At 63.4% G+C, this 18,904-nt stretch carries 18 protein-coding genes; 9 read left to right on the forward strand and 9 right to left on the reverse strand.

The window, feature by feature from the left end; translation table 11 throughout:
• Positions 1–9: 9 nt before the first annotated feature.
• From OXT71_06725 to OXT71_06745, 5 genes are read right to left on the reverse strand one after another with little or no spacing between them, the layout of a single operon-like run.
• The gene (locus tag OXT71_06725; protein MDE2926075.1) at positions 10–804 is read right to left on the reverse strand and encodes a 3-hydroxybutyrate dehydrogenase; all 795 of its coding nucleotides are present in this window, start codon (positions 802–804) and stop codon (positions 10–12) included.
• Positions 801–1,136, reverse strand: a complete 336-nt coding sequence (locus tag OXT71_06730; protein ID MDE2926076.1) for a tetratricopeptide repeat protein — start codon at positions 1,134–1,136, stop codon at positions 801–803. The genes OXT71_06725 and OXT71_06730 overlap by 4 nt, the downstream gene beginning before the upstream one ends.
• A gap of 6 nt (positions 1,137–1,142) precedes the next feature.
• Positions 1,143–1,997 (reverse strand): NAD(+)/NADH kinase, encoded by an 855-nt coding sequence (locus tag OXT71_06735; protein ID MDE2926077.1) that lies wholly within the window; start codon positions 1,995–1,997, stop codon positions 1,143–1,145.
• Positions 1,998–2,036: 39 nt separating this feature from the next.
• Positions 2,037–2,315, reverse strand: a complete 279-nt coding sequence (locus OXT71_06740) for a YHS domain-containing protein (GenBank protein MDE2926078.1) — start codon at positions 2,313–2,315, stop codon at positions 2,037–2,039.
• 10 nt (positions 2,316–2,325) lie between these two features.
• The gene (locus tag OXT71_06745; GenBank protein MDE2926079.1) at positions 2,326–2,916 is read right to left on the reverse strand and encodes a tetratricopeptide repeat protein; all 591 of its coding nucleotides are present in this window, start codon (positions 2,914–2,916) and stop codon (positions 2,326–2,328) included.
• Positions 2,917–3,017: 101 nt separating this feature from the next.
• On the opposite strand from OXT71_06745, the gene OXT71_06750 reads away from it, so the two are divergent.
• A complete protein-coding gene (locus tag OXT71_06750; GenBank protein MDE2926080.1) occupies positions 3,018–3,719 on the forward strand; it encodes a HEAT repeat domain-containing protein in 702 nt (233 codons plus the stop codon).
• Between the two features lie 127 nt (positions 3,720–3,846).
• Here OXT71_06750 and OXT71_06755 read toward each other — a convergent pair whose 3' ends face one another.
• The 4 genes from OXT71_06755 to rpiB form a co-directional block, all read right to left on the reverse strand.
• On the reverse strand, positions 3,847–4,869 hold the full coding sequence (locus OXT71_06755) for a tetratricopeptide repeat protein (protein ID MDE2926081.1): 1,023 nt from the start codon (positions 4,867–4,869) through the stop codon (positions 3,847–3,849).
• Positions 4,870–4,886: 17 nt separating this feature from the next.
• A complete protein-coding gene (locus OXT71_06760; protein ID MDE2926082.1) occupies positions 4,887–6,857 on the reverse strand; it encodes an ATP-dependent DNA helicase in 1,971 nt (656 codons plus the stop codon).
• A 75-nt stretch (positions 6,858–6,932) separates the two neighbouring features.
• Positions 6,933–8,192, reverse strand: coding sequence for a serine hydroxymethyltransferase (locus OXT71_06765; GenBank protein ID MDE2926083.1), 1,260 nt, complete (start codon positions 8,190–8,192; stop codon positions 6,933–6,935).
• A 156-nt stretch (positions 8,193–8,348) separates the two neighbouring features.
• Positions 8,349–8,786 (reverse strand): ribose 5-phosphate isomerase B, encoded by a 438-nt coding sequence (rpiB, locus tag OXT71_06770; protein ID MDE2926084.1) that lies wholly within the window; start codon positions 8,784–8,786, stop codon positions 8,349–8,351.
• A 73-nt stretch (positions 8,787–8,859) separates the two neighbouring features.
• On the opposite strand from rpiB, the gene OXT71_06775 reads away from it, so the two are divergent.
• From OXT71_06775 to mraY, 8 genes are all read left to right on the forward strand, one after another.
• Entirely contained in the window at positions 8,860–10,563 is a 1,704-nt protein-coding gene (locus OXT71_06775; GenBank protein ID MDE2926085.1) for a proline--tRNA ligase, read from the forward strand.
• A 386-nt stretch (positions 10,564–10,949) separates the two neighbouring features.
• Positions 10,950–11,390, forward strand: a complete 441-nt coding sequence (locus OXT71_06780) for a division/cell wall cluster transcriptional repressor MraZ (GenBank protein MDE2926086.1) — start codon at positions 10,950–10,952, stop codon at positions 11,388–11,390.
• Positions 11,391–11,392: 2 nt separating this feature from the next.
• On the forward strand, positions 11,393–12,436 hold the full coding sequence (gene rsmH, locus OXT71_06785; GenBank protein MDE2926087.1) for a 16S rRNA (cytosine(1402)-N(4))-methyltransferase RsmH: 1,044 nt from the start codon (positions 11,393–11,395) through the stop codon (positions 12,434–12,436).
• 5 nt (positions 12,437–12,441) lie between these two features.
• A complete protein-coding gene (locus OXT71_06790) occupies positions 12,442–12,840 on the forward strand; it encodes a hypothetical protein (GenBank protein ID MDE2926088.1) in 399 nt (132 codons plus the stop codon).
• On the forward strand, positions 12,837–14,966 hold the full coding sequence (locus OXT71_06795) for a penicillin-binding protein (protein MDE2926089.1): 2,130 nt from the start codon (positions 12,837–12,839) through the stop codon (positions 14,964–14,966). The genes OXT71_06790 and OXT71_06795 overlap by 4 nt, the downstream gene beginning before the upstream one ends.
• Positions 14,950–16,368 carry a UDP-N-acetylmuramoyl-L-alanyl-D-glutamate--2,6-diaminopimelate ligase gene (locus OXT71_06800; GenBank protein ID MDE2926090.1) on the forward strand — a complete coding sequence of 473 codons (1,419 nt, stop codon included), beginning with the start codon at positions 14,950–14,952 and terminating at the stop codon, positions 16,366–16,368. The genes OXT71_06795 and OXT71_06800 overlap by 17 nt, the downstream gene beginning before the upstream one ends.
• Complete coding sequence (locus OXT71_06805; GenBank protein MDE2926091.1) at positions 16,356–17,780, forward strand: UDP-N-acetylmuramoyl-tripeptide--D-alanyl-D-alanine ligase; 1,425 nt, start codon at positions 16,356–16,358, stop codon at positions 17,778–17,780. Before OXT71_06800 ends, OXT71_06805 begins: the two co-directional genes overlap by 13 nt.
• The gene (mraY, locus tag OXT71_06810; protein ID MDE2926092.1) at positions 17,777–18,889 is read left to right on the forward strand and encodes a phospho-N-acetylmuramoyl-pentapeptide-transferase; all 1,113 of its coding nucleotides are present in this window, start codon (positions 17,777–17,779) and stop codon (positions 18,887–18,889) included. The genes OXT71_06805 and mraY overlap by 4 nt, the downstream gene beginning before the upstream one ends.
• Positions 18,890–18,904: the final 15 nt, after the last annotated feature.

Below are 18,904 nucleotides of genomic sequence, written 5' to 3' on the forward strand. Positions count from 1 at the left end.
GGCGTGCTTTCAGGCCACGGTCCAGCCCGCGTCCACCATCAGGTTGTTCCCGGTGATGTGGCGAGCCGATTCGGAGCAGAGAAAAAGAATGGCCTGGGCCAGCTCTTCCGGTTCCACCAGCTCCTTTTGGGGGATGGGCCCGAACATGACCTTCTCCAGAACCTGTTGCCGCGAGAGCCCGTGAAGCTCGGCCTGCTTCTCGATCTGGTTCTCCACCAGGCGCGTCCTCGTATAACCGGGTGAGACGGCATTGACCGTGATGCCCCGGGTGGCCACTTCCAGGGCCACGGTGCGGGTGAGTCCCAGCAGGCCGTGCTTGGCGCTCACGTAGGCCGTTTTGTAGGGCGAGGCCACCACGGCGTGAATGGAGGTGAGGTTGACGATCCGTCCCCACCCCTGGGACGCCATCCCGGGTACGAAGCGCCGGATGTAGAGAAAGGGTCCCCGCAGCAGGATGCCGTTGAGCCGGTCCCACTCCGGAATGGGGAACTCCTCCACCGGACTGAGGTATTGCACGCCGGCGTTGTTGACCAGAATCTGAACCGTCCCCAGCGCACTTGTGCAGTCTTCGTGGACCCGTTCCACATCGTCTTCCGCGGCCACGTCCGCGATCAGTGCCAGCGCCCTGCCGCCCTGCTGCCGGATGGAAGCCGCCACGGATTCCACGGCGTCTCGCTCCAGGTCCACGCAGCAGACGGCGGCGCCTGCCGAAGCCAGGGTGAACGCCACCTCGCGTCCGATGCCGTTGCCCGCGCCGGTCACCAGAGCAACTCGTCCCTCCAAATTCACCGTCGAGTCATTCATGGTCCGGTTTCCTCTTGCTCCAGTTCCTCCAGCGCCCGGACCAGTTCTTCCCGCGCATGCTGGTTTCCCTGGGTTTCGGCGATCCGGATGCCCCGCGCGAGGGTCTCCCGAGCCTGCTCGATTCCTCCCGACAGGACGAGAGCCGTTCCGAACTGGTAGTAGGCCGGGACGTACCGAGGGTGGAGCTCCAACAACCGGCCGAAAGCCCGGACGGCTTCCTCGATCCTGCCCAGCCGCTTGTACTCCATGGCCAGCCCATAGAGCGGGAATGGATCGCCGGAGCCCTGCGCCGCCAATTGCCGGAGCCTTTCCAACCGGGATGGAGCAGACATGAGTTCCTACCTCTGCGCCCATTTGAGCTTTTCTCTCAAGACGTCGAAAAAGCTCTTGTTGTGGGGTTTGATCAATTCGATTCGACGACGGGAGCAGGTGCAGACGATCTGGTCACCTTCGGCGAGTTCCACTCCCTGCTGGCCATCGACGGTCAGCATGACGTCTTCGCCCGAAGTCAGAATGATGCGGATCTCGCTCTCCGGAGGAAAGACCAGGGGGCGGTTGGTCAGGGTGTGGGGACAGATGGGAGTCACCACGGTGCAGGCCAGGGAAGGCAGCACGATGGGGCCTCCGGCGGCGAGGGAATACGCGGTGGATCCGGTCGGAGTGGCGATGATGAGGCCGTCGGCCAGAAACGTGGCCATGAAGTCCTCGCCGATGTAGGCATCGAGCTGGATGATTCGGGCCAGGGCGCCCTTGGTGATGACCACGTCGTTCAGCGCGTGAAAGCTGGCGCCGGACCCGTTGCCCCGCTTCAGGGTGGCGTCGAGAAGCCGTCTCTCGTCGATCCGGTGTTGGCCCTTCAGCAGCCTTTCCAGAGCTTCATAGAGCTCGTCGAGAGTGACCTCGGTGAGGAATCCCAGGGAACCCAGGTTCACTGCCAGGATGGGCGCGGTGTTGTCGCCGATGGCGCGGGCCACCGAGAGGATGGTGCCGTCGCCTCCGAAGACGATGATGGCGTCGACCCGCGATGGCATCTCTTCCCGGCTGACACCCGGGTATCCCGAGAGTTGGAAGTTCTCCAGGACACTCTCCTCCACCAGCGTCTCGCACCCTCGCCGCCGCAGCCAAAGCAGGATCTGCTCCAGGTTGCGGGCGAACTCGGTGCGGTGCGGTTTGGAAACGACCCCTACTCTCAAAGTCGTTGTTCTCCCCAGGAAACGGATTCGTCCGGGTGTCTACCGATCCCGGCCTCCCCGAAGGAACTTGTCCCGGCATTCCGCGGAGCAGAAGTAGAGGTCCATGTTCTTCCTGCGGGTTCGGACCGCCAAGTCGGTAGCGACGTAGATTCCGCATTGCGGATCCTTCACCATCCGGCCCCGGACCGTGGCGCGGACTCTGCTGGAACCGTCCCGGGCACGTTTTCTCGACGCGTTTCGGCCCGCTCCGAAAAGGCGCGCGATGAGTGCCCGCACCACCAGGAGGAGAAGCAGAAGGATCAGAATCCGGAACAACAACCGTCCATCCTCAGGACTGCTCTTGATTCAGGCGTTCGCGAGCGTTGTTGATAAATTCCTCGATCTTCTCTTTGTCGGCATGCGCCGGATGGGCCGCCAAGAGTCTCTGCCAGATCCGGATCGCCGTTTCGAGCTCACCGGAAAAGTAGTGCGCGATGCCCAGATTCTGCAGGGTCTGGGGATGATTCGGATCCAGCGACAGGGACTTCCGATAGGACTCGATGGCCGATTCCACCTGTCCCTGGTAGAGCTGGGCCGTTCCCAGGTCGGTGCGGACGCTGACGTTGCCGGGGTCCAATTCCAGGGCCTCCGTATACCAGGCGGCGGCCGCGTCCCAGCGCTTCATGTCGTAGTACGAATTGCCCAGGCGAATTCGCACTTCCGTGTCTTCGGGATGGTCCCTGGCGTGATCCTGGAGCCGGGCCAACTGCTCCAGCACTTCCGGCGGGGGATGATCGGATGGCAGAGCGGAGGAGTCTGCCTGCGCCTGGGGCGCCGGCTCGGGGACGGTTGCCTCTTGCTGAGTTCGAGCGGCGAAGAAACCGAGGATGAACCCTATCACGACGCCGGTCGCGGCCGCCACCCGCGGCTTTTTCTGCATTGGGGCGCGTATGTTATCATAATTTTCTCGGTGGGCTGTCGGAGTTTCGACGGATTCGATGAATTTGCGAGGCGCACTTCCCCTCCAAGGACCGTTAATCCATGTATCGGGGCCAGGACATCGGTGATCGCGATCAATTGGTCGCGACCTGTATCGAGATCCTGAGGTCCGGCAGCGAAGCCGAACGCTACAAGATCCTTCCCCACGTCAGTGTGACCCGCTGCAAGCGTTTCCTGGATCCGTTGCTGGAGTTGCTGCGGTCCAGGTCTGCGCAAGACAAGGAGTTTGCAGCGCTGGCTCTGGGTGCGTTGGGCGATCCGGCGGCAATTGGCCCGTTGTTCGCCGTTTTGCAGGACACCTACATATTCAGCAAGGGCCGGAACCGCTCCTTGGAAGCCGCCGTCATCCTCACTCTGGGCGAGATCGGCCACGAGAAAGCCGTCGCTCTATTGCTTCAAGTCTATGGCATGCGGTATCTCGATGAGCCGTCGGCCCACAACCGTAAAGTGAACGTGCTGTCGGCGCTGGGCCTGCTGGCTCAGCAGGGTAGTGAGAGTGCGGTCGGCGAGTTGTTGAGCCTGGCCGCGCAGGAGGTTTCAGACCGGCAGGCGCAGGCCGTCACCGAATTGTCGGTCGCCTATTGGCATCGAGCCCATCAGGTTCCGGATACGGTGCTTAAGATGATGTACAGGATGACCGGGGCCGGCGCGGATGATGTCAGAAAGGCGGCCGTCGCCGCCCTCTCCACGCTGGCGAACCTGGGTTGCCGCAGGGCCGCCGGCTATTTTTCCGCTCCGGGTTGAGGAGGGGCGATTGGAAACCGTCCGCTCTTCGGTCGTCGGTCGTCGCTTGGCGACGGGGGACGGGGGAGTTCGGCGGTTAGGAAACCGCCGTTCCCGGTTAGAAAACCGCCGCTCCGCTCCTCGCCGCCTAGTTGCCGTCCTTCAACTGCTTGACCAGATCGCGGGCCACCGGCGCGTTCTCGCCGTTGGGGTTGAGCTTGGCGTATTCGGCCAGATGGTTGATGGCCCCGTCGATCTGGTTCATTCCCAGCAGGACGATACCGAGCTGATAGTGGGCTTCGGCGTGCGTGGGATCGGATACCACCGCGTTTTTAAGGGCCTCTGAAGCCTGCTTGTTCTGCCCCTTGTTGATGAAGGTGACACCCATATTGTAGTAGTTGATGGCTGCGGCGGCCGGATCGACGGCGGCGTTGAGTTCGGCCGATTTCTTGAAGGCTTTCTCCGCATTGGACGAATCGCCCAGGTTGGCGTAGATGTTGCCCAGGTTCTGGTAGAAGGTGGCGTTGCCGGGAGCGATCTCGATGGCCTTGTTGTACGCATCGATCGCTTCCTTGTGTTTCTTCAGATTCAGGTAGGCATTTCCCAGGTTGGCCCAGATGGCCGGCCTCCTGGGATCCTTGGTGACGCATTCCCGGAACGCAACGACCGCTTCCTCATTCTGGCCCAGATTCAACGCCATGATTCCCCGGTTGTAGGCGGCGCGAACTTCCTTGACCACGGTCTGCTGCTTCATGAACTGCTCGCGCTCTTCCTTGGTCATTTCAAAGGCCAGCTTGCCCGACTTGCCCTCCTTGAGGGTGAAGTTGACCGTGCCGCGTTTCCCGCCGCCCCTGGGGTCGAAGCCGCCGTCATCGACGCCGAAACTGGCGCGAACGCCCGACTCGTACTCGGTGCGGAAGCCCGCCTTGCGAGCCACTACGGTGTAAGTGGCCTGGAGGTTCACCGCGCCGTGGTAGTACTTGCCCTTTTTGTTGGTCTTGAGGTTGTATTTCCGGCTGGTGTTCTCGCTTTGAATCGAGATTTCGACACCTTCGACGGGTTTGCCTGCGGTATCCGTGACGGTTCCCTCCAATTGCCCGACCTGAGCTTCCAGGCTCGGTGCGGTGAGAAGGAGCATCACGACGGCGATGGAGATCGTGGAGTATTTCATGAGTCCGCCTTTCTCATTCAGGGCTGGCCGGTCGCCGGATCGGGCCGATCCTGGCCCCCGGGCCACCACTCATTGGCTGAGATCCTGATGCGGTCAATATTATCGACGACGGGAAAGCTTGGCAAGCTGCGGAGGAAGAGAGAACCGTAGCGCCGCGTGCGAATTCGGCTGTCGAACACCCCCACGATTCCGCGGTCTTTCCGGGACCGGATCAGGCGGCCCAAACCCTGCCTCAGGGCGATGATCGCCGCCGGAACCGAGTAGCGGAGAAACGAGTTGTCCCCCTGTTCCTCCAGCCGTTTGAGCCGAGCGGCCACCACCGGTTCGGTGGGGACCTGGAAGGGAAGTTTGTCGATCAGGACCGCCCTGAGGGCGTCTCCGGGAACGTCCACTCCCTGCCAGAAGCTGGAGGTGGCGCAGAGGACCGCGTGGGGCGTATGCCGGAACTCGTGGAGCAACTGCGATTTCGGACGGTCTCCTTGACGAAGCAGGGGATAGGGAAGGCGCCCCTTGAGCAGATCGTGGACCCGGTTGAGCTGCTGGTAGCTGGTGAAGAGCAGGAACGCGTGTCCCCGGGTCAGATCCAGGATTTCTTCCAGTTGCCGGACCAACCGGATCACGTATCCGGGCGAAGCCGGCTCCGGGAAACGCTCGGGTATGTAGAGGAGCGACTGTTTCGAGTAGTCGAACTCGCCCTCCGTGACCAGTTGGCGGGCGTCGCCGAGCCCCAGGCGGGTGCGAACGTACGAGAAGTCTCCGTTGGCGGTGAGAGTCGCGGAGACCAATACGGCGGTGGGGACCTGGGAGAAGAGCCTCTCGTCCAAGGTTGAGGCCACTTCGATGGGAGTCAGGTTGAGGAACGTGCCGCGGCCCCGCCGCCGCATCCAGTGGACGCTCTCCCGATCTTCCAGGTCGAAAAACCGATCCAGGTGAAGCGCCAGCGACTCCACCCGGCGCAGCAGCATGTCCCGTTCCTGGTGGGACGGGTCCCGCAGGCTCAATTCGTCGTGCAGGTTCGACAAGGTCCTTGCCAACTGGCGGTAGGCGGGCAGGGCGGGCGCCCGCAAGTCGGCCGGCGTGCCGTCGGCGCCTCTCGCCGAGTCGAGACCCCATGTTCCTTCCGCGGCCGGCAGGGCGGAAAACAACATCCCGGCGCGGGACTCCAGGTCGCGGACGGTCCTCATTGAATCGGTGTCGGGGTAGGACGCGGCCAGGTCCCGGGCCAGCTCCTCCACCTGGTAGCTGCTGACTCGCTTTCCCAGGTGGGTGCAGGCGATCTCCTCGACCGCGTGGGCTTCATCCAGGATCAGCGTGGAGAAGCCGGGGAGGATGCTCCCCAGTTCATCGACTTCCAGGGCCAGATGCGCGAAGAAGAGGGCGTGGTTGACGATGATGACGTCCGATTCCAGGGCTTTCTGGCGCATTCGCGTGATGAAGCAGCCATCGAAGTGCGGGCATTTCTGGCCGGTGCAGTTTTCGCTGCGGGCATCCAGATCTCTCCAGAGGGGATCCGAATCGGACATCCATTCCAATTCGGAACGATCCCCGGTTTCGGTCTCCAGGGCCCACTCCGATACGGCCTGCCGGGACTGGAGCCAATCTTGGGACAGGGAAGGCGCCCTGGTCTGCCGTTCCAGCTTGCGAAGGCAGAGATAGTTCTGGCGCCCCTTCATGGTGGTCACCTTCAGGTCGGGGAACAGGTGCCGGCGAATGAAAGGGATGTCCTTCAGGTAGAGCTGTTCCTGAAGATTTCGTGTCGCCGTGGAGATGATGGTCTTGCGGCGGCTGGCGAGGGCCGGAACCAGGTAGGCCAGGGTCTTGCCGGTTCCGGTGCCGGCTTCGGCACAGAGGTGATGGCCTTCCCGGATCGCTTCCAGGACCGAGAGGGCCAGTTCCAGTTGGGAAGGCCGGAACTCGTAACCCGGGAGCTCACCGGCCAGCATCCCTCCCGGGGAGAACACCTCCTGAAGCGTGAATTTCGACGCCATGATCCGTACCCGGTGAAGGTATCACGGGGCACCGAAACCGGGGATGCGCCCGCCGGGCCCGGTTGGAGCCCTGGCTCACGCGGACTGCCGGAGGCGGCCGGCATAGAAGGCGTGACGCCGGGTCAGAGACACGACTTTGCGGCCGATTCCGTCCAGGACACCCTCGTCGTCGCAATGCGCAAGAGCCTGGCCGATCCAACGGCCGATTCGATCCATCTCGGCCTCCTTCATGCCGCAGGTGGTCACCGTGGGGGTCCCGACGCGGATCCCGCTGGTGACCAGGGGGGGGTGGGCGTCGAAGGGGATGGTGTTCTTGTTGACCGTGATCCGGGCCCGCTCCAGCGTCGCTTCCGCCTGCTTGCCGGTCAGGCCTCGAGACAGGACGTCCACCAGGAAAAGGTGGTTGTCGGTGCCTCCCGAAACGATCCGGAACCCCTGTTGGGCGACACTCCGGGCCAGGGCCCCGGCATTGGAAAGAACCTGTTCCTGGTAGCTCTTGAATCCGGGGCTGAGGGCTTCCTTCAGACAGACTGCCTTGGCCGCGATGATGTGCACCAGAGGCCCGCCCTGGGTGCCGGGAAAAACCAGCCGGTTGAGACGCTTCTTGTGCTCTTCGCGGCAGAGGACGATCCCGCCTCGGGGGCCGCGCAGGGTCTTGTGGGTCGTCGTCGTGACGAAATCGGCGTAGGGAACGGGGCTGGGATGCAGGCCGGCGGCCACCGGACCCGCAATGTGGGCAATGTCGGCCAGCAGATATGCTCCGACGCCTCGAGCGATCCGGGAGAGGCGATCGAAGTGGATGGTGCGGCTGTATGCGCTGGCCCCGGCGACGATCATTCGGGGTTTCTCCCGTTTGGCCAGATCCTCCAACTCGTCGTAGTCGATCTCTTCCGTATCGCGGCGGACGCCGTAGGCGGCGACGCGAAAATACTTTCCGGAGAAGTTGAGGGGATGCCCATGGGAAAGGTGGCCGCCGTGGGACAGGTTCATGCCCAGAATCTTGTCTCCCGGCTCGAGCGCGGCCAGATAGACGGCGATGTTGGCCTGGGTCCCCGAGTGAGGTTGGACGTTGGCATGGTCGGCGCCGAAGAGCTGCCTGGCCCTCTCGATGGCCAACGACTCCACCACGTCCACGTGCTCGCAGCCCCCGTAGTACCGGCGGCCCGGGTAGCCTTCTGCGTACTTGTTGGTGAAGACCGATCCCATGGCCTCCAGGACGGCCTCGCTGACGTAGTTCTCGGAGGCGATGAGTTCCAGGGTCTCGCTCTGCCTGCGGGTCTCTTGGAAGATGGCCTCGGCCACCTCCGGGTCTGACTCGTGCAAGGATGGATGCATGGCGGCTATTTCTCCAATTGCGGCCCGGGAACGGTTCCCTTGGCCGGTCGTACCATTATGACGCTTTGCGTGCCCGGCGCGCCTTGGCCAGCGGGTTCTTCAGCGGGCGGGTGATCTGCGGGGTCTCTCGCCACGGACTGTCGAGCGCCGGCGGAGTCAGCGCTCCAGCGAGGAAATCTTGCGGACCCGGCGGTCATGGCGGCCACCTTCAAAACCGACCCGGAGCCATTCCCGCACCATGGAAAGAGCCAGCTTCGGCTCGAGAGTCCGAGCGCCCAAAGCCAGTACGTTGGCTTGATTGTGTTGACGGCTGAGACGAACCGTTTCCAGGTCGTGGCAGACGGCCGCCCGCACACCGGAGATCTTGTTGGCGGCGATGGCCATGCCGATGCCGGTGCCGCAGACGAGGATGCCGCGCTCGGCGCTGCCGGAAGAGACCCCCTGGGCCACGGACGCCGCGAAGTCGGGATAATCGACGCTGTCGTTCGAGTGGGGCCCCCGGTCGGTCACCTCGTGATTATCGGCTTCAAGCAGATCCTTGATCTGCTCCTTCAATTCCACCCCGGCGTGATCGGCACCAATCCAAATCTGCATGCGCGACGGTCCTGCCGATGGATGGTAGCTCACTTGACTTGACCCGGTCAAACCGATAGAAACAGCGCTTCCCATGCGCTGGTCCCGGTTCTATGCGCCCACCTTGAAGGAGACTCCTTCGGAGGCGGAGGTGCCCTCCCATCGCCTCCTGCTGCGCGCCGGATTCATCCGTCAGTTGGGTTCGGGCATCTATTCCTTCCTTCCCCTGGCGAGGCGGACCTTGCGGAAAATCGAGGACATCATCCGCCATGAGATGGACGCCATCGGCGCTCAGGAGTTCGTCCTGCCGGCCCTCCACCCGGCCGAGCCGTGGAGGGAATCGGGCCGTTGGGAGGCCATGGGCGACGAGATGTTCCGGCTCAAGGATCGTTCCGGCCGGGACATGTGCCTCGGGATGACTCATGAGGAGATCTTCACCACCATCGCTCGCGACGAAATCAGGTCCTACCGCGCGCTGCCTCAGATCTGGTACCAGATTCAGCTCAAGTTCCGGGATGAACCCCGCCCCAAGTCGGGTCTGCTGCGGGTGCGGCACTTTCACATGAAGGATTCCTACAGCTTCGACCTCGACGCCGAAGGATTGGACCGCAGCTACCGGCTTCACGAGCAGGCCTACCGCAGGATTTTCGATCGCTGCGGCCTCCGGTACCTGGTGGTCGAGGCGGACTCGGGAGCCATGGGGGGCAGCGTCTCTCACGAGTTCATGGTCCGGACCGATGCCGGAGAGGACCATGTCGTCACCTGTGCCTGTGGGTATGCCTCCAACCTGGACCGGGCTGTCTCGGCATTGGAGGCGCAGGAAGACGAGGTGGTGGACCTTCCGCCCCGGAAGGTGCATACGCCGGGCCGCAAAACGATTCAGGAGGTGAGCGACTTTCTGAATGTCCCTCGGTCCCGGCAGATCAAATCTCTGGTCTACCTGGTGGGGGAGACGCCATGGCTGTTGTTGCTGCGGGGCGACCACCAGCTCAATGATCTGAAGCTGAGCCGGCTGGCCGGCAGCGGCGACTTCCGAATGGCCCGGTCCGAGGAGATCAGGGACCTGTTCGGAGCCGGCGCGGGCAGCCTGGGACCGGTGGGCGCCGACTTCGTCAAGGTGGTGGCCGACCGGGGCCTGGAGGGCCGGCGGAACCTGGTCTGCGGCGCCAATCAGGACGACTACCATCTGCTGCATGTCACTCCGGGACGGGATTTCCAGGCGAGCTTCCAGGATCTGCGTTTGGTCGAGCAGGGGGACGCCTGTCTGGATTGCGGTCAGCCTTTGCAGGTCGAGAAGACGCTGGAAATCGGACATATCTTCAAGCTGGGATACAAGTACAGCGAGTCCATGAAGGCCCGCGTGCTGGACCGGCAAGGTAAGGAGCGGCCCTGGATCATGGGCAGCTACGGAATCGGCCTCGAGCGGATCATGGCCGCCGCGGTGGAGCTGTACCACGACGAATTCGGTATCGTCTGGCCCCGGGCGTTGGCGCCGTTCCAGGCCGTGGTCACGGTCGTGCGGGCGGACGACCGGAAACAATTCGCGGCCGCCCGCGAGATCTACCGGACCCTCTGGGACCGCGGCGTCGACTGTCTCCTGGATGACCGGAACGAGCGGCCCGGCTTCAAGTTCAAGGACGCCGAACTCATCGGGGTTCCGATCCGAATCACCGTGGGACGGGCCCTCCGGCAGGGACGGGTCGAGATCTTTTCCCGCCAGGACGCCAGCAAGAGGGAAGTCCCGCTGGGCGATGCCGTAACCACCGTCGTGGAGATGCTCCAGGCTTACCCGGTCTGATTCCCGGTCCCAGCCCGGACCCGCGATCTTCCCGCCGTCCAAGAAAAAGGAAGGGCGATTGGAAATCGCCGCTCCAGTTCGGCGGTTAGGAAACCGCCGCTCCTATGGGAGGGGCGATTTCCAATCGCCCGGTTTCCCTTCGTTCGCCGGTGTCCAAGAATCGGCGGTTGGGAAACCGTCGTTCCTTTCCTTGTTTCTACCGGGCGTCCGCCGGACCGGGCCGGTGGGAAAGCTCCTTACAAATTCGCCACTCGAGTCCCGGGTCCACGGTCAATCGGCGTCGTTTTATTCGGAATTTTCTTGACACTTGGGCGGCGATAGGAATATTGTGGCCAAAATCAGTTCAAAAAGGGATAAATAGGTCTAAACAACACCGGATTGTCACTGTGTTCAGAGGAAACTTCCCCACCAAGATCGACGCTCAGGGGCGCATCAAGATCCCCGCGGCGTATCGCAGGATCTTCGAGGAGAAGTACGGCACGGAACTCTATGTCACCAGCACCAACGGCGAATCCGTCCTGATCTATCCCCTCAGCGAATGGGAGCAGATCGAGAGCAAGTTGCTGGAGCCGCCCAAGATGCTGCCCGAGAAGATCAAGTTCCTGCGCAACACGAACTACTACGGCCAGATGGTCTCCATGGACAGGCAGGGGAGAGTCCTGATTCCTCCCCACCTCCGGGAACGGGCCGAAATCACCAACGGCGTGGCGGTCATGGGGTCGTTGACTTATCTGCAGCTTTGGAACCGGAAACGCTTCGAGAGTCTGCTCGAAGCTGATCCGTATACGCGTGAGGACGAGATCGCTCTGGCGGAGTTGGGGCTTTGACCATGACGGGAACGGATACGGCCCACATACCGGTGTTGTGCAAGACGGTTCTGGACCACCTCCAGGTCCGGCCGCGAGGCGTCTACGTCGATTGCACGGTGGGTCTCGGCGGTCATTCCCGAGAGATCCTGAAGAGGTTGGGAGCGGGACGCCTGGTGGTTCTGGACCTGGACGAAGATGCGCTCCGGCTGGCGGCCCGGCGCCTCGCGCCATCGAAGGCCAGGCTGAGTCTGCACCGGGAGAACTTCAGGAATCTTCCCCGGTTGCTCCGGAGACTCCGGATCCGCCGGATCGACGGCTGTCTGGCCGACGTGGGGGTTTCCTCACTCCAGTTGGACGTGGCCGAGAGGGGATTCAGCTTCCTGAAAGAGGGACCCCTGGACATGCGGATGGACCGCGCCCAGACGGTTACCGCGGCGAGCCTGGTCAATGATTCGCCTCCCGAGCGTCTGGTGGAGATTCTGCGGGCCTACGGCGAGGTCACGGGGGCGGCAAGAGTGGTGGCGGCGATGGTCGAGGAGCGCCACCGGAAGCGTTTCGAAACGACCACGGAGTTGGCGGCGGTGGTGGAGCGAGTCAAAGGTTGGCCCCGGGGGACTCGTCTCCACCCCGCAACCCAGGTCTTTCAGGCCCTTCGAATCGAGGTCAACCAGGAATTGAAGAACCTGGAAGCGTTCCTCTCCGGCGTCGTGGATTTTCTGCGGCCGGGAGGCCGGCTCGTGGTGTTGGCCTTTCACAGCCTTGAGGATCGATTGGTGAAGCGGGCCTTTGCCCGGGAATCGGGGAAGTGCATCTGTTTTTCTCCCCGGGATCTGTGCGGATGCCCCCGGCGCCGCCGCGTGCGAGTCCTGACCCGGCGGCCGGTCCGGCCATCGGGGCAGGAGATTCGAGCCAACCCGCGCGCGAGAAGCGCCAAACTCCGGGCCGTTGAACGGCTGAACGCCTCGTCCGAAGGTTGCGGCGCCGCCGGTTCCCGCACGGAGCGCGGCCGGAAGGCGGAAGGATTCCGATGGGGTGACGGGGTGAGGGAAGCGAACAGAGGATAGGGCAGATGGTGGATTGCTGTTTTCAACAATTTCGCAACCGTCCGGTTCAGGAGAGGTCCGGGGCGAATGGTTGGCAGATGCTGGGCTGGTTGTTGGCGGTGGGCGTAGTCGCGGGGTTGGTCCTCGTTTACGCGGGCCTGCGGATGGGGATCCTGGAATCCCAGTACGAAGCCGCGCGGCTGCGGAAGGAGAACACGGAGCTTCGCGAATTCAACAACGCGCTCCGCGTCGAGCATGCCACGCTCATCAATCCCGAGACCATCGACCGGCGGGCCTCGAGCCTGGGTCTCATCGCTTCCAGTAACGGGTCGGTCAGGATCATCGAAGGAAAATCCCGCCTCTCCGAGCCGGGACGCGAGCTGGTCGTCGCGGCCCGCGGCCGTTTCGAGGTTTCGCCGGAATGAGTGCCGATTCCCAAGACCGCAACCGAGCCCTGGTCCCAAGACGGGTAATTGTGTTCTACATGCTCGTCCTGGCCTCGGTCGTGGGCCTGGTCGTCCGCCTGGTGGACCTCCAGGTCTTGAAGCGGGACCATTTCCGCCAACTGGCGCAGGCCCAGAGCGAGGGTCACGTCTACGTCAGGGTCAAACGTGGCGAAATTCTGGACCGGAATCTCCGGGAGCTGGCCGTAAGCGTCGAGAGCGGCTCGGTCGGGAGTCACCCCGGGCAGGTTCCGGAGCCAGGAAAGGCTGCCACGGCCCTGGCCCCGTTCCTGCCTTTGAGCCAGGAGGAGATCCGGGAGACGCTCGATTCCAACACCGGCTTCACCTATCTGGCCAGAAAGATCCCTCCGCACCAGGTCACGACCATCAACGCGCTGAAGCTCAAGGGCATCCAGGTCGACTGGGACGTGAAGCGAACCTATCCCCAATGGGAACTGGCGGCTCACGTCCTGGGTTTCGTCGGGGTGGAAAACGAAGGTCTGGGCGGGGTCGAGTACCTCTACGACGGAGTGATGCGCGGCGAGAAGACTCGCGTCAATCTGAAGGTGGACGGCCGGCGGCACGTCTACAACCGTGAAGCCTCGGGCACCGGTTCCGGAGGGAACATCGTGGTCCTCAATCTGGACGAGTCCATCCAGTACTCGGTGGAACAGATCCTGGGGGATACGATACGCGAATGGAAAGCGTCGTCGGGATCGGCGATCGTCATGGACGTTCACACCGGCGAAATCCTGGCCCTGGCCTCCCATCCCACCTACAACCCCAACGACTACACCAGTTACGGCCCCGAGGAAAAACGAAACCGCGCCATCCTCGACATCTATGAGCCAGGGTCGACCTTCAAGCTGGTGACGCTTTCGGCCGCCTTGGAGGAGGGGCTCGTCCAGTCGGGAGAACTGGTGGACTGCCGAGTCGGAACGGTGCGTCTGGGCCGCAAGGTCTACCGGGAAGCCAAGAGGAGCTACGGCACCCTCAGCTTCGAGGAGATTCTGGCCAAGTCGAGCAATGTCGGCACCATCAAGATGGGACTTCGACTGGGTGAGGAAAAATTGTATTCCTTCATCCGGCGTTTCGGGTTCGGAAGCAAGACGGGAATCGAATTGCCGGGCGAACAGGTGGGACTGCTGGTTCCGCCCGAGCGCTGGTCCCGAATCTCCATCGGGGCTCTCTCCATCGGACAGGAGATTGGAGTCACGCCGATTCAGATGGTGCGGGCTCTGGCGGTTTTCGGAAACGGAGGCTATCTGGTGAAGCCTCGCCTGGTCCGGCACATCCTCTCCGAGGATGGGAGGATACTGGAAGAGAGCCGGGTGGAACGTGAGAGGGTGCTGTCGGAGGAGACCGTCCGGACCATCAGGAACGCCATGGGCATGGTCGTGGAGCGGGGGACGGGACGCAGGGCCCAGCCGACCGGATACTCGGCCGGCGGAAAGACCGGCACCGCTCAGAAGTTCGTTGACGGCAGCTATTCGCGCACCCGCTTCGTAGCCTCGTTTGCGGGAATCGCCCCCCTCTCCAATCCCGTGCTGGCCGCGCTGGTCGTCATCGACGAGCCTCGAGTCCACCACTATGGCGGACTGGTGGCCGCTCCCGCCTTCCGCCGAATCATGGAACGGGCTCTGGTCAGTCTCCATGTCCCTCAGGATCGACGGCTGCCGCAGCCGAACAAGCGGCTGGCCCGCCAACAGAAGAAGCGGCCGAACCGGCGGGTGGACCTGGCGGCGTCGCCGGCCGAGGAGCCGTGGACGCGGGATGGACTGGCCGCGGAATTGTCGAGCCTGATGGGAGACGGGAATCCGGACTCGGATGGAGGTAAATCGGTGACGGTGGCAACCGGGACCTTTCCGCTCCCGGACCTGAGCGGTCTCAGCCTCCGGGAAGCACTCCGCAAGGCCGGCAGTCTCTCTCTGAGGTTGAGAGTGACCGGCAGTGGCGTGGTCGTGGCCCAGCATCCCAAACCCGGGACTCCGGTTTTCCCCGAATCCATGTGTCAGGTCCATTTGGACGGCACGGAAAGCTCCACCTATGAGACTCAGCAACTTGCTCTCGGCCGAAGGAGTCAGAGCGTTCGTGAGAGCCGTCGCTGAGGCGGGCGACCCGGAGATCGAGTCCCTCGCTTACGACTCCCGGCAAGCGGAAACCGGAAGCCTTTTTTTCGCCATCCAAGGGTTCGAAAGCGACGGACATCTCTACCTGGATCAGGCAGTGAAACGGGGCGCGGTTGCCGTAGCCTCCCAACGGCCCGCTCCGGACGATTGCGGCTTTGCCTGGATCCAGGTGTCCCGTATCCGGCGCTTCATGGCCAGCGTCTCCGATCGTTTCTTCGGACAGCCTTCGGCCAGGCTGAGGCTGGTGGGCATTACCGGGACCAACGGGAAGACCACGACCGCGTTCCTGGTGCACTCCATCATGAGCCAAGGGGAACCTTCTCTCGTTATGGGCACCCTGGGAGCCCGTCTCGACGGCAGGAATTGGGCCTCGGAGCGAACCACGCCGGAATCCGTGGACATCCAATCCATTCTGAACCAGGCAGTCGAATCCGGCTGCGGCCGGGGCGTGATGGAGGTCTCCTCCCATTCCCTCGCCCTGGACCGGGTCTACGGCTGCCGCTTTCCGGTGGCCGTCTTCACGAATCTGACCCGGGACCACCTGGACTTTCATCACACTCGGGAGAACTACCTCCAGAGCAAGCGCCTCCTGTTCCGGTCCGATTACAACCCCGGTCTGGCCTGGTCGGTGATCAATCACGACGACCCGGCGAGCCGCCGGCTCGATCCGGAAGGCGAGGCCGTGACCTTCGGCATGACACCGGAAGCGCAGGTCCGCCCGATCACGCGGAAGACCACGGTTGACGGGACGCGGGTGGAGCTCGAGTGCCGGGGTCGCCGCCTGGCCTTGAGCAGTCCCCTGGTGGGAAACCACAACCTCTACAACATCATGGCGGCGGTGGCGGCCTGCCATGCATTGGGGATCGGAGACCGGCAGATCTGCGCGGGCATCTCCGGACTCGACCGCGTCCCCGGCCGTTTCGAGAAGGTCGACGTGGACCGGGACTACACGGTGGTCGTGGACTACGCTCATACGCCGGACGCGCTGGAGAACGTGTTGCGCCTGGCCCGGGGCTTGACCTCGAACCGGGTGCTCTGCGTTTTCGGCTGCGGTGGAGACCGGGACGCGTCCAAGCGGCCGCGGATGGGCGAAATCGCCACCCGCCGGTCCGACTGGACCATTTTGACCACGGACAACCCGCGGAGCGAGGATCCGGAGGCCATCCTCCAGCAGATCAGGGCAGGAATCCCTGCCGAACGGGACAACTTCGAAACCATCGCCGATCGAAGGGAGGCCATCGGCCGCGTCGTGAAGCTGGCCGGGACCGGAGACATGGTCCTGGTGGCGGGCAAGGGACAGGAAACCTATCAGGAAATCCAGGGGACTCGAATCCCCTTCGACGATCGGGAAGTGGTGAGGGATTCGGTGTGTTTGGACTAGATTTCCGGCAAGCGGCCCAGGTCATGGGCGCCCGAACCTGGGGCCGGGATCTGGGTCGGCAGGCGCGTCGGCCTCTGCCCCGGGTCGTCATCGACAGCCGGCAGGTGAAGCCGGGCGATTGCTTCTTCGCCATCAAGGGGGATCGCCTGGACGGGCACGATTTCCTGGAGGCCGCCATGGAGCGCGGAGCGGCGGTGGGGGTTTGTTCCCGCACGCCGAACCTGGATGCCGGCGCCTATGAAGACCGGATCTTCCTCCGCGTCGCCGACACCACACTGGCGCTGCAGGAACTGGCTGCCGAACTCCGCAGACGGTGGGGCCGGAGTCTGGTGGGCGTGACCGGCAGCATGGGGAAGACCACGACCCGCACTTTCACCACCCGGCTGCTCGAATCCGGCCACCAGGTTCTTCAGTCTCCCGCCAACTTCAACAACGCCTTCGGAGTGCCCCTTTCCCTTCTCCTGTTGGAGGAACGGCATGACCTGGCGGTGCTGGAACTGGGCATGAACCATGCCGGCGAGATCCGGCGTCTGGCCCGGATCTGCCGTCCCGATCTCGCCGTCATCACCAATGTGGCGCCGGTGCATCTCGAATTTTTCTCCAGTGTCGACGAGATCGCTCGAGCCAAGGGCGAGATCCTGGAGGACATGGCGCCGGCGGGGGTCTTCGTCTACAACGCCGACGACCGCCGGGTGGCGGACCTTGCTTCCGCCTTCCATGGGCGCAGCGTCTCCTTCTCGCTGGAGAGGAAAGCGGACGTCCAGGTCACGGACGTCCGGGTGGTCGACTCGAACAGCACCCGGTTCATCCTCCGGGCCGGATGGGGAGAGTCCTCCTGCCGGGTGTCCTTCGTCGGCCGCCATCATCTCTACAACCTGGCTGCGGCCGTGGCTGCGGCCCGGACCCTGGGTTTGAGCCGTGAACAGATCGAAGGGGCGATTCCCAGCCTGTCGCCGCTGCCCATGCGAGGGAAGATCCGGGGGTTGGAGATGTCCGGTTCCCGGCGGATCAGGATCTTGGACGACTCCTACAACTCGAACCCGCAAGCCGTACGGATGGTGTTGGAGGCCGTGGGAAAGTCGGCCGGCGCCGGCCGCCGGATCGTCGCTCTGGGAGAGATGCTGGAGTTGGGTCCCGAGAGCGCGGTCTGGCATCGCCGGGTCGGAAGGATGGCGGCCCGCATCGAGCCTCATCTCCTGGCGGCGGTGGGCGCGGGAGCCCGGCCGGTTCTGGATGGAGCTCGCGAGGCGGGTTTGGCAGACGGCAGGACCCTCTACTTCGGGACTTCGGAAGAGGCGGCAGAGTACTTGGCCGGCTTCATTTGCAGCGGCGACTTCCTCTTGATCAAGGGGTCTCGCGGAGTCGGAATGGAACGCATCGCCGCACTTCTGGAAAAGGGGAAGGGCTCTTGATCTATCACCTGTTGTACGCTCTTCACGACCAGTTCTCGGTCCTGAACGTACTCCGCTATATTACGTTTCGCACCGCCTACGCCACCCTCACGGCTCTGGCCTTGAGCCTGATTCTGGGTCCCTGGCTCATCGCCAAGCTCAGGGACTATCAGATCGGTCAGTTCATCCGGGAAGACGGTCCCGAACATCACCTTCAAAAGGCCGGCACCCCCACCATGGGCGGAGTGCTCATCGTCGTCAGCATCGTACTGCCCACCCTTTTGTGGGCTGATCTGGGAAACCTTTACGTCTGGATCGCCGTCGCTTCCCTGATCCTGTTCGGTGCTGTGGGCCTGGCCGACGACTACCTCAAGGTCTCCAGGAAGAACTCGACCGGCCTGCGGCCGCGGCGCAAAATCCTGTTCCAGGTGCTGATCGCCCTGGGCATCGGGCTGACTCTCGTGGCGCTCCACTACCAGGGGCTCTACAGCATTCAGTTGAGCGTCCCCTTCTTCAAGCGTTTCACGCCGGAACTGGATCTGGTGGTGCTGGGGGTCTCGACCTTCATTCCCCTGATCGTGTTCACGGCTCTGGTCATCGTGGGAAGCAGCAACGCCGTGAACCTGACGGACGGCCTGGATGGACTGGCCAGCGGCCTGATGGTGATTGCGGCTTCGGCCCTGACGGTTCTGGCTTACGTGACCAGCCACGCCACTTTCGCCACTTATCTGGGGCTGATCAAGAACACCTACGCCAGCGAGCTCTCCATCTTCTGCGGAGCCATGGTGGGAGCCAGCCTGGGGTTTCTCTGGTACAACTCCCACCCCGCCGAGATCTTCATGGGAGATGTCGGGTCCATGTCTCTGGGTGGCGCCATCGCCACCGTGGCGGTGCTCATCAAGCAGGAACTCCTGCTGTTGTCCATCGGGGGCATCTTCGTCCTGGAGGCCCTGTCGGTCATCTTCCAGGTCCTTTACTTCAAGGCCACCGGGAAGCGCATTCTGCGAATGGCCCCCCTGCACCACCACTTCGAGCTGCTGGGCTGGGACGAGCCCAAAGTGGTGGTGCGTTTCTGGGTGCTGGGCCTGCTGTTCGCACTCTTCAGCCTGACCACGCTGAAGATCAGGTAGAAGGGGGGCGAGGGT

The organism is Acidobacteriota bacterium (assembly GCA_028874215.1).
Taxonomy (GTDB): domain Bacteria; phylum Acidobacteriota; class UBA6911; order RPQK01; family JAJDTT01; genus JAJDTT01.

Coding starts and splice junctions, on each gene's coding strand:
- OXT71_06745 (MDE2926079.1), bottom strand. CDS start 2,916: ATGCAGAAAAAGCCGCGGGTGGCGGCCGCGACCGGCGTCGTGATAGGG.
- OXT71_06730 (MDE2926076.1), bottom strand. CDS start 1,136: ATGTCTGCTCCATCCCGGTTGGAAAGGCTCCGGCAATTGGCGGCGCAG.
- OXT71_06765 (MDE2926083.1), bottom strand. CDS start 8,192: ATGCATCCATCCTTGCACGAGTCAGACCCGGAGGTGGCCGAGGCCATC.
- OXT71_06795 (MDE2926089.1), top strand. CDS start 12,837: ATGAGTGCCGATTCCCAAGACCGCAACCGAGCCCTGGTCCCAAGACGG.
- OXT71_06750 (MDE2926080.1), top strand. CDS start 3,018: ATGTATCGGGGCCAGGACATCGGTGATCGCGATCAATTGGTCGCGACC.
- rsmH (MDE2926087.1), top strand. CDS start 11,393: ATGACGGGAACGGATACGGCCCACATACCGGTGTTGTGCAAGACGGTT.
- OXT71_06775 (MDE2926085.1), top strand. CDS start 8,860: ATGCGCTGGTCCCGGTTCTATGCGCCCACCTTGAAGGAGACTCCTTCG.
- OXT71_06755 (MDE2926081.1), bottom strand. CDS start 4,869: ATGAAATACTCCACGATCTCCATCGCCGTCGTGATGCTCCTTCTCACC.
- OXT71_06725 (MDE2926075.1), bottom strand. CDS start 804: ATGAATGACTCGACGGTGAATTTGGAGGGACGAGTTGCTCTGGTGACC.
- OXT71_06790 (MDE2926088.1), top strand. CDS start 12,442: ATGGTGGATTGCTGTTTTCAACAATTTCGCAACCGTCCGGTTCAGGAG.
- OXT71_06760 (MDE2926082.1), bottom strand. CDS start 6,857: ATGGCGTCGAAATTCACGCTTCAGGAGGTGTTCTCCCCGGGAGGGATG.
- rpiB (MDE2926084.1), bottom strand. CDS start 8,786: ATGCAGATTTGGATTGGTGCCGATCACGCCGGGGTGGAATTGAAGGAG.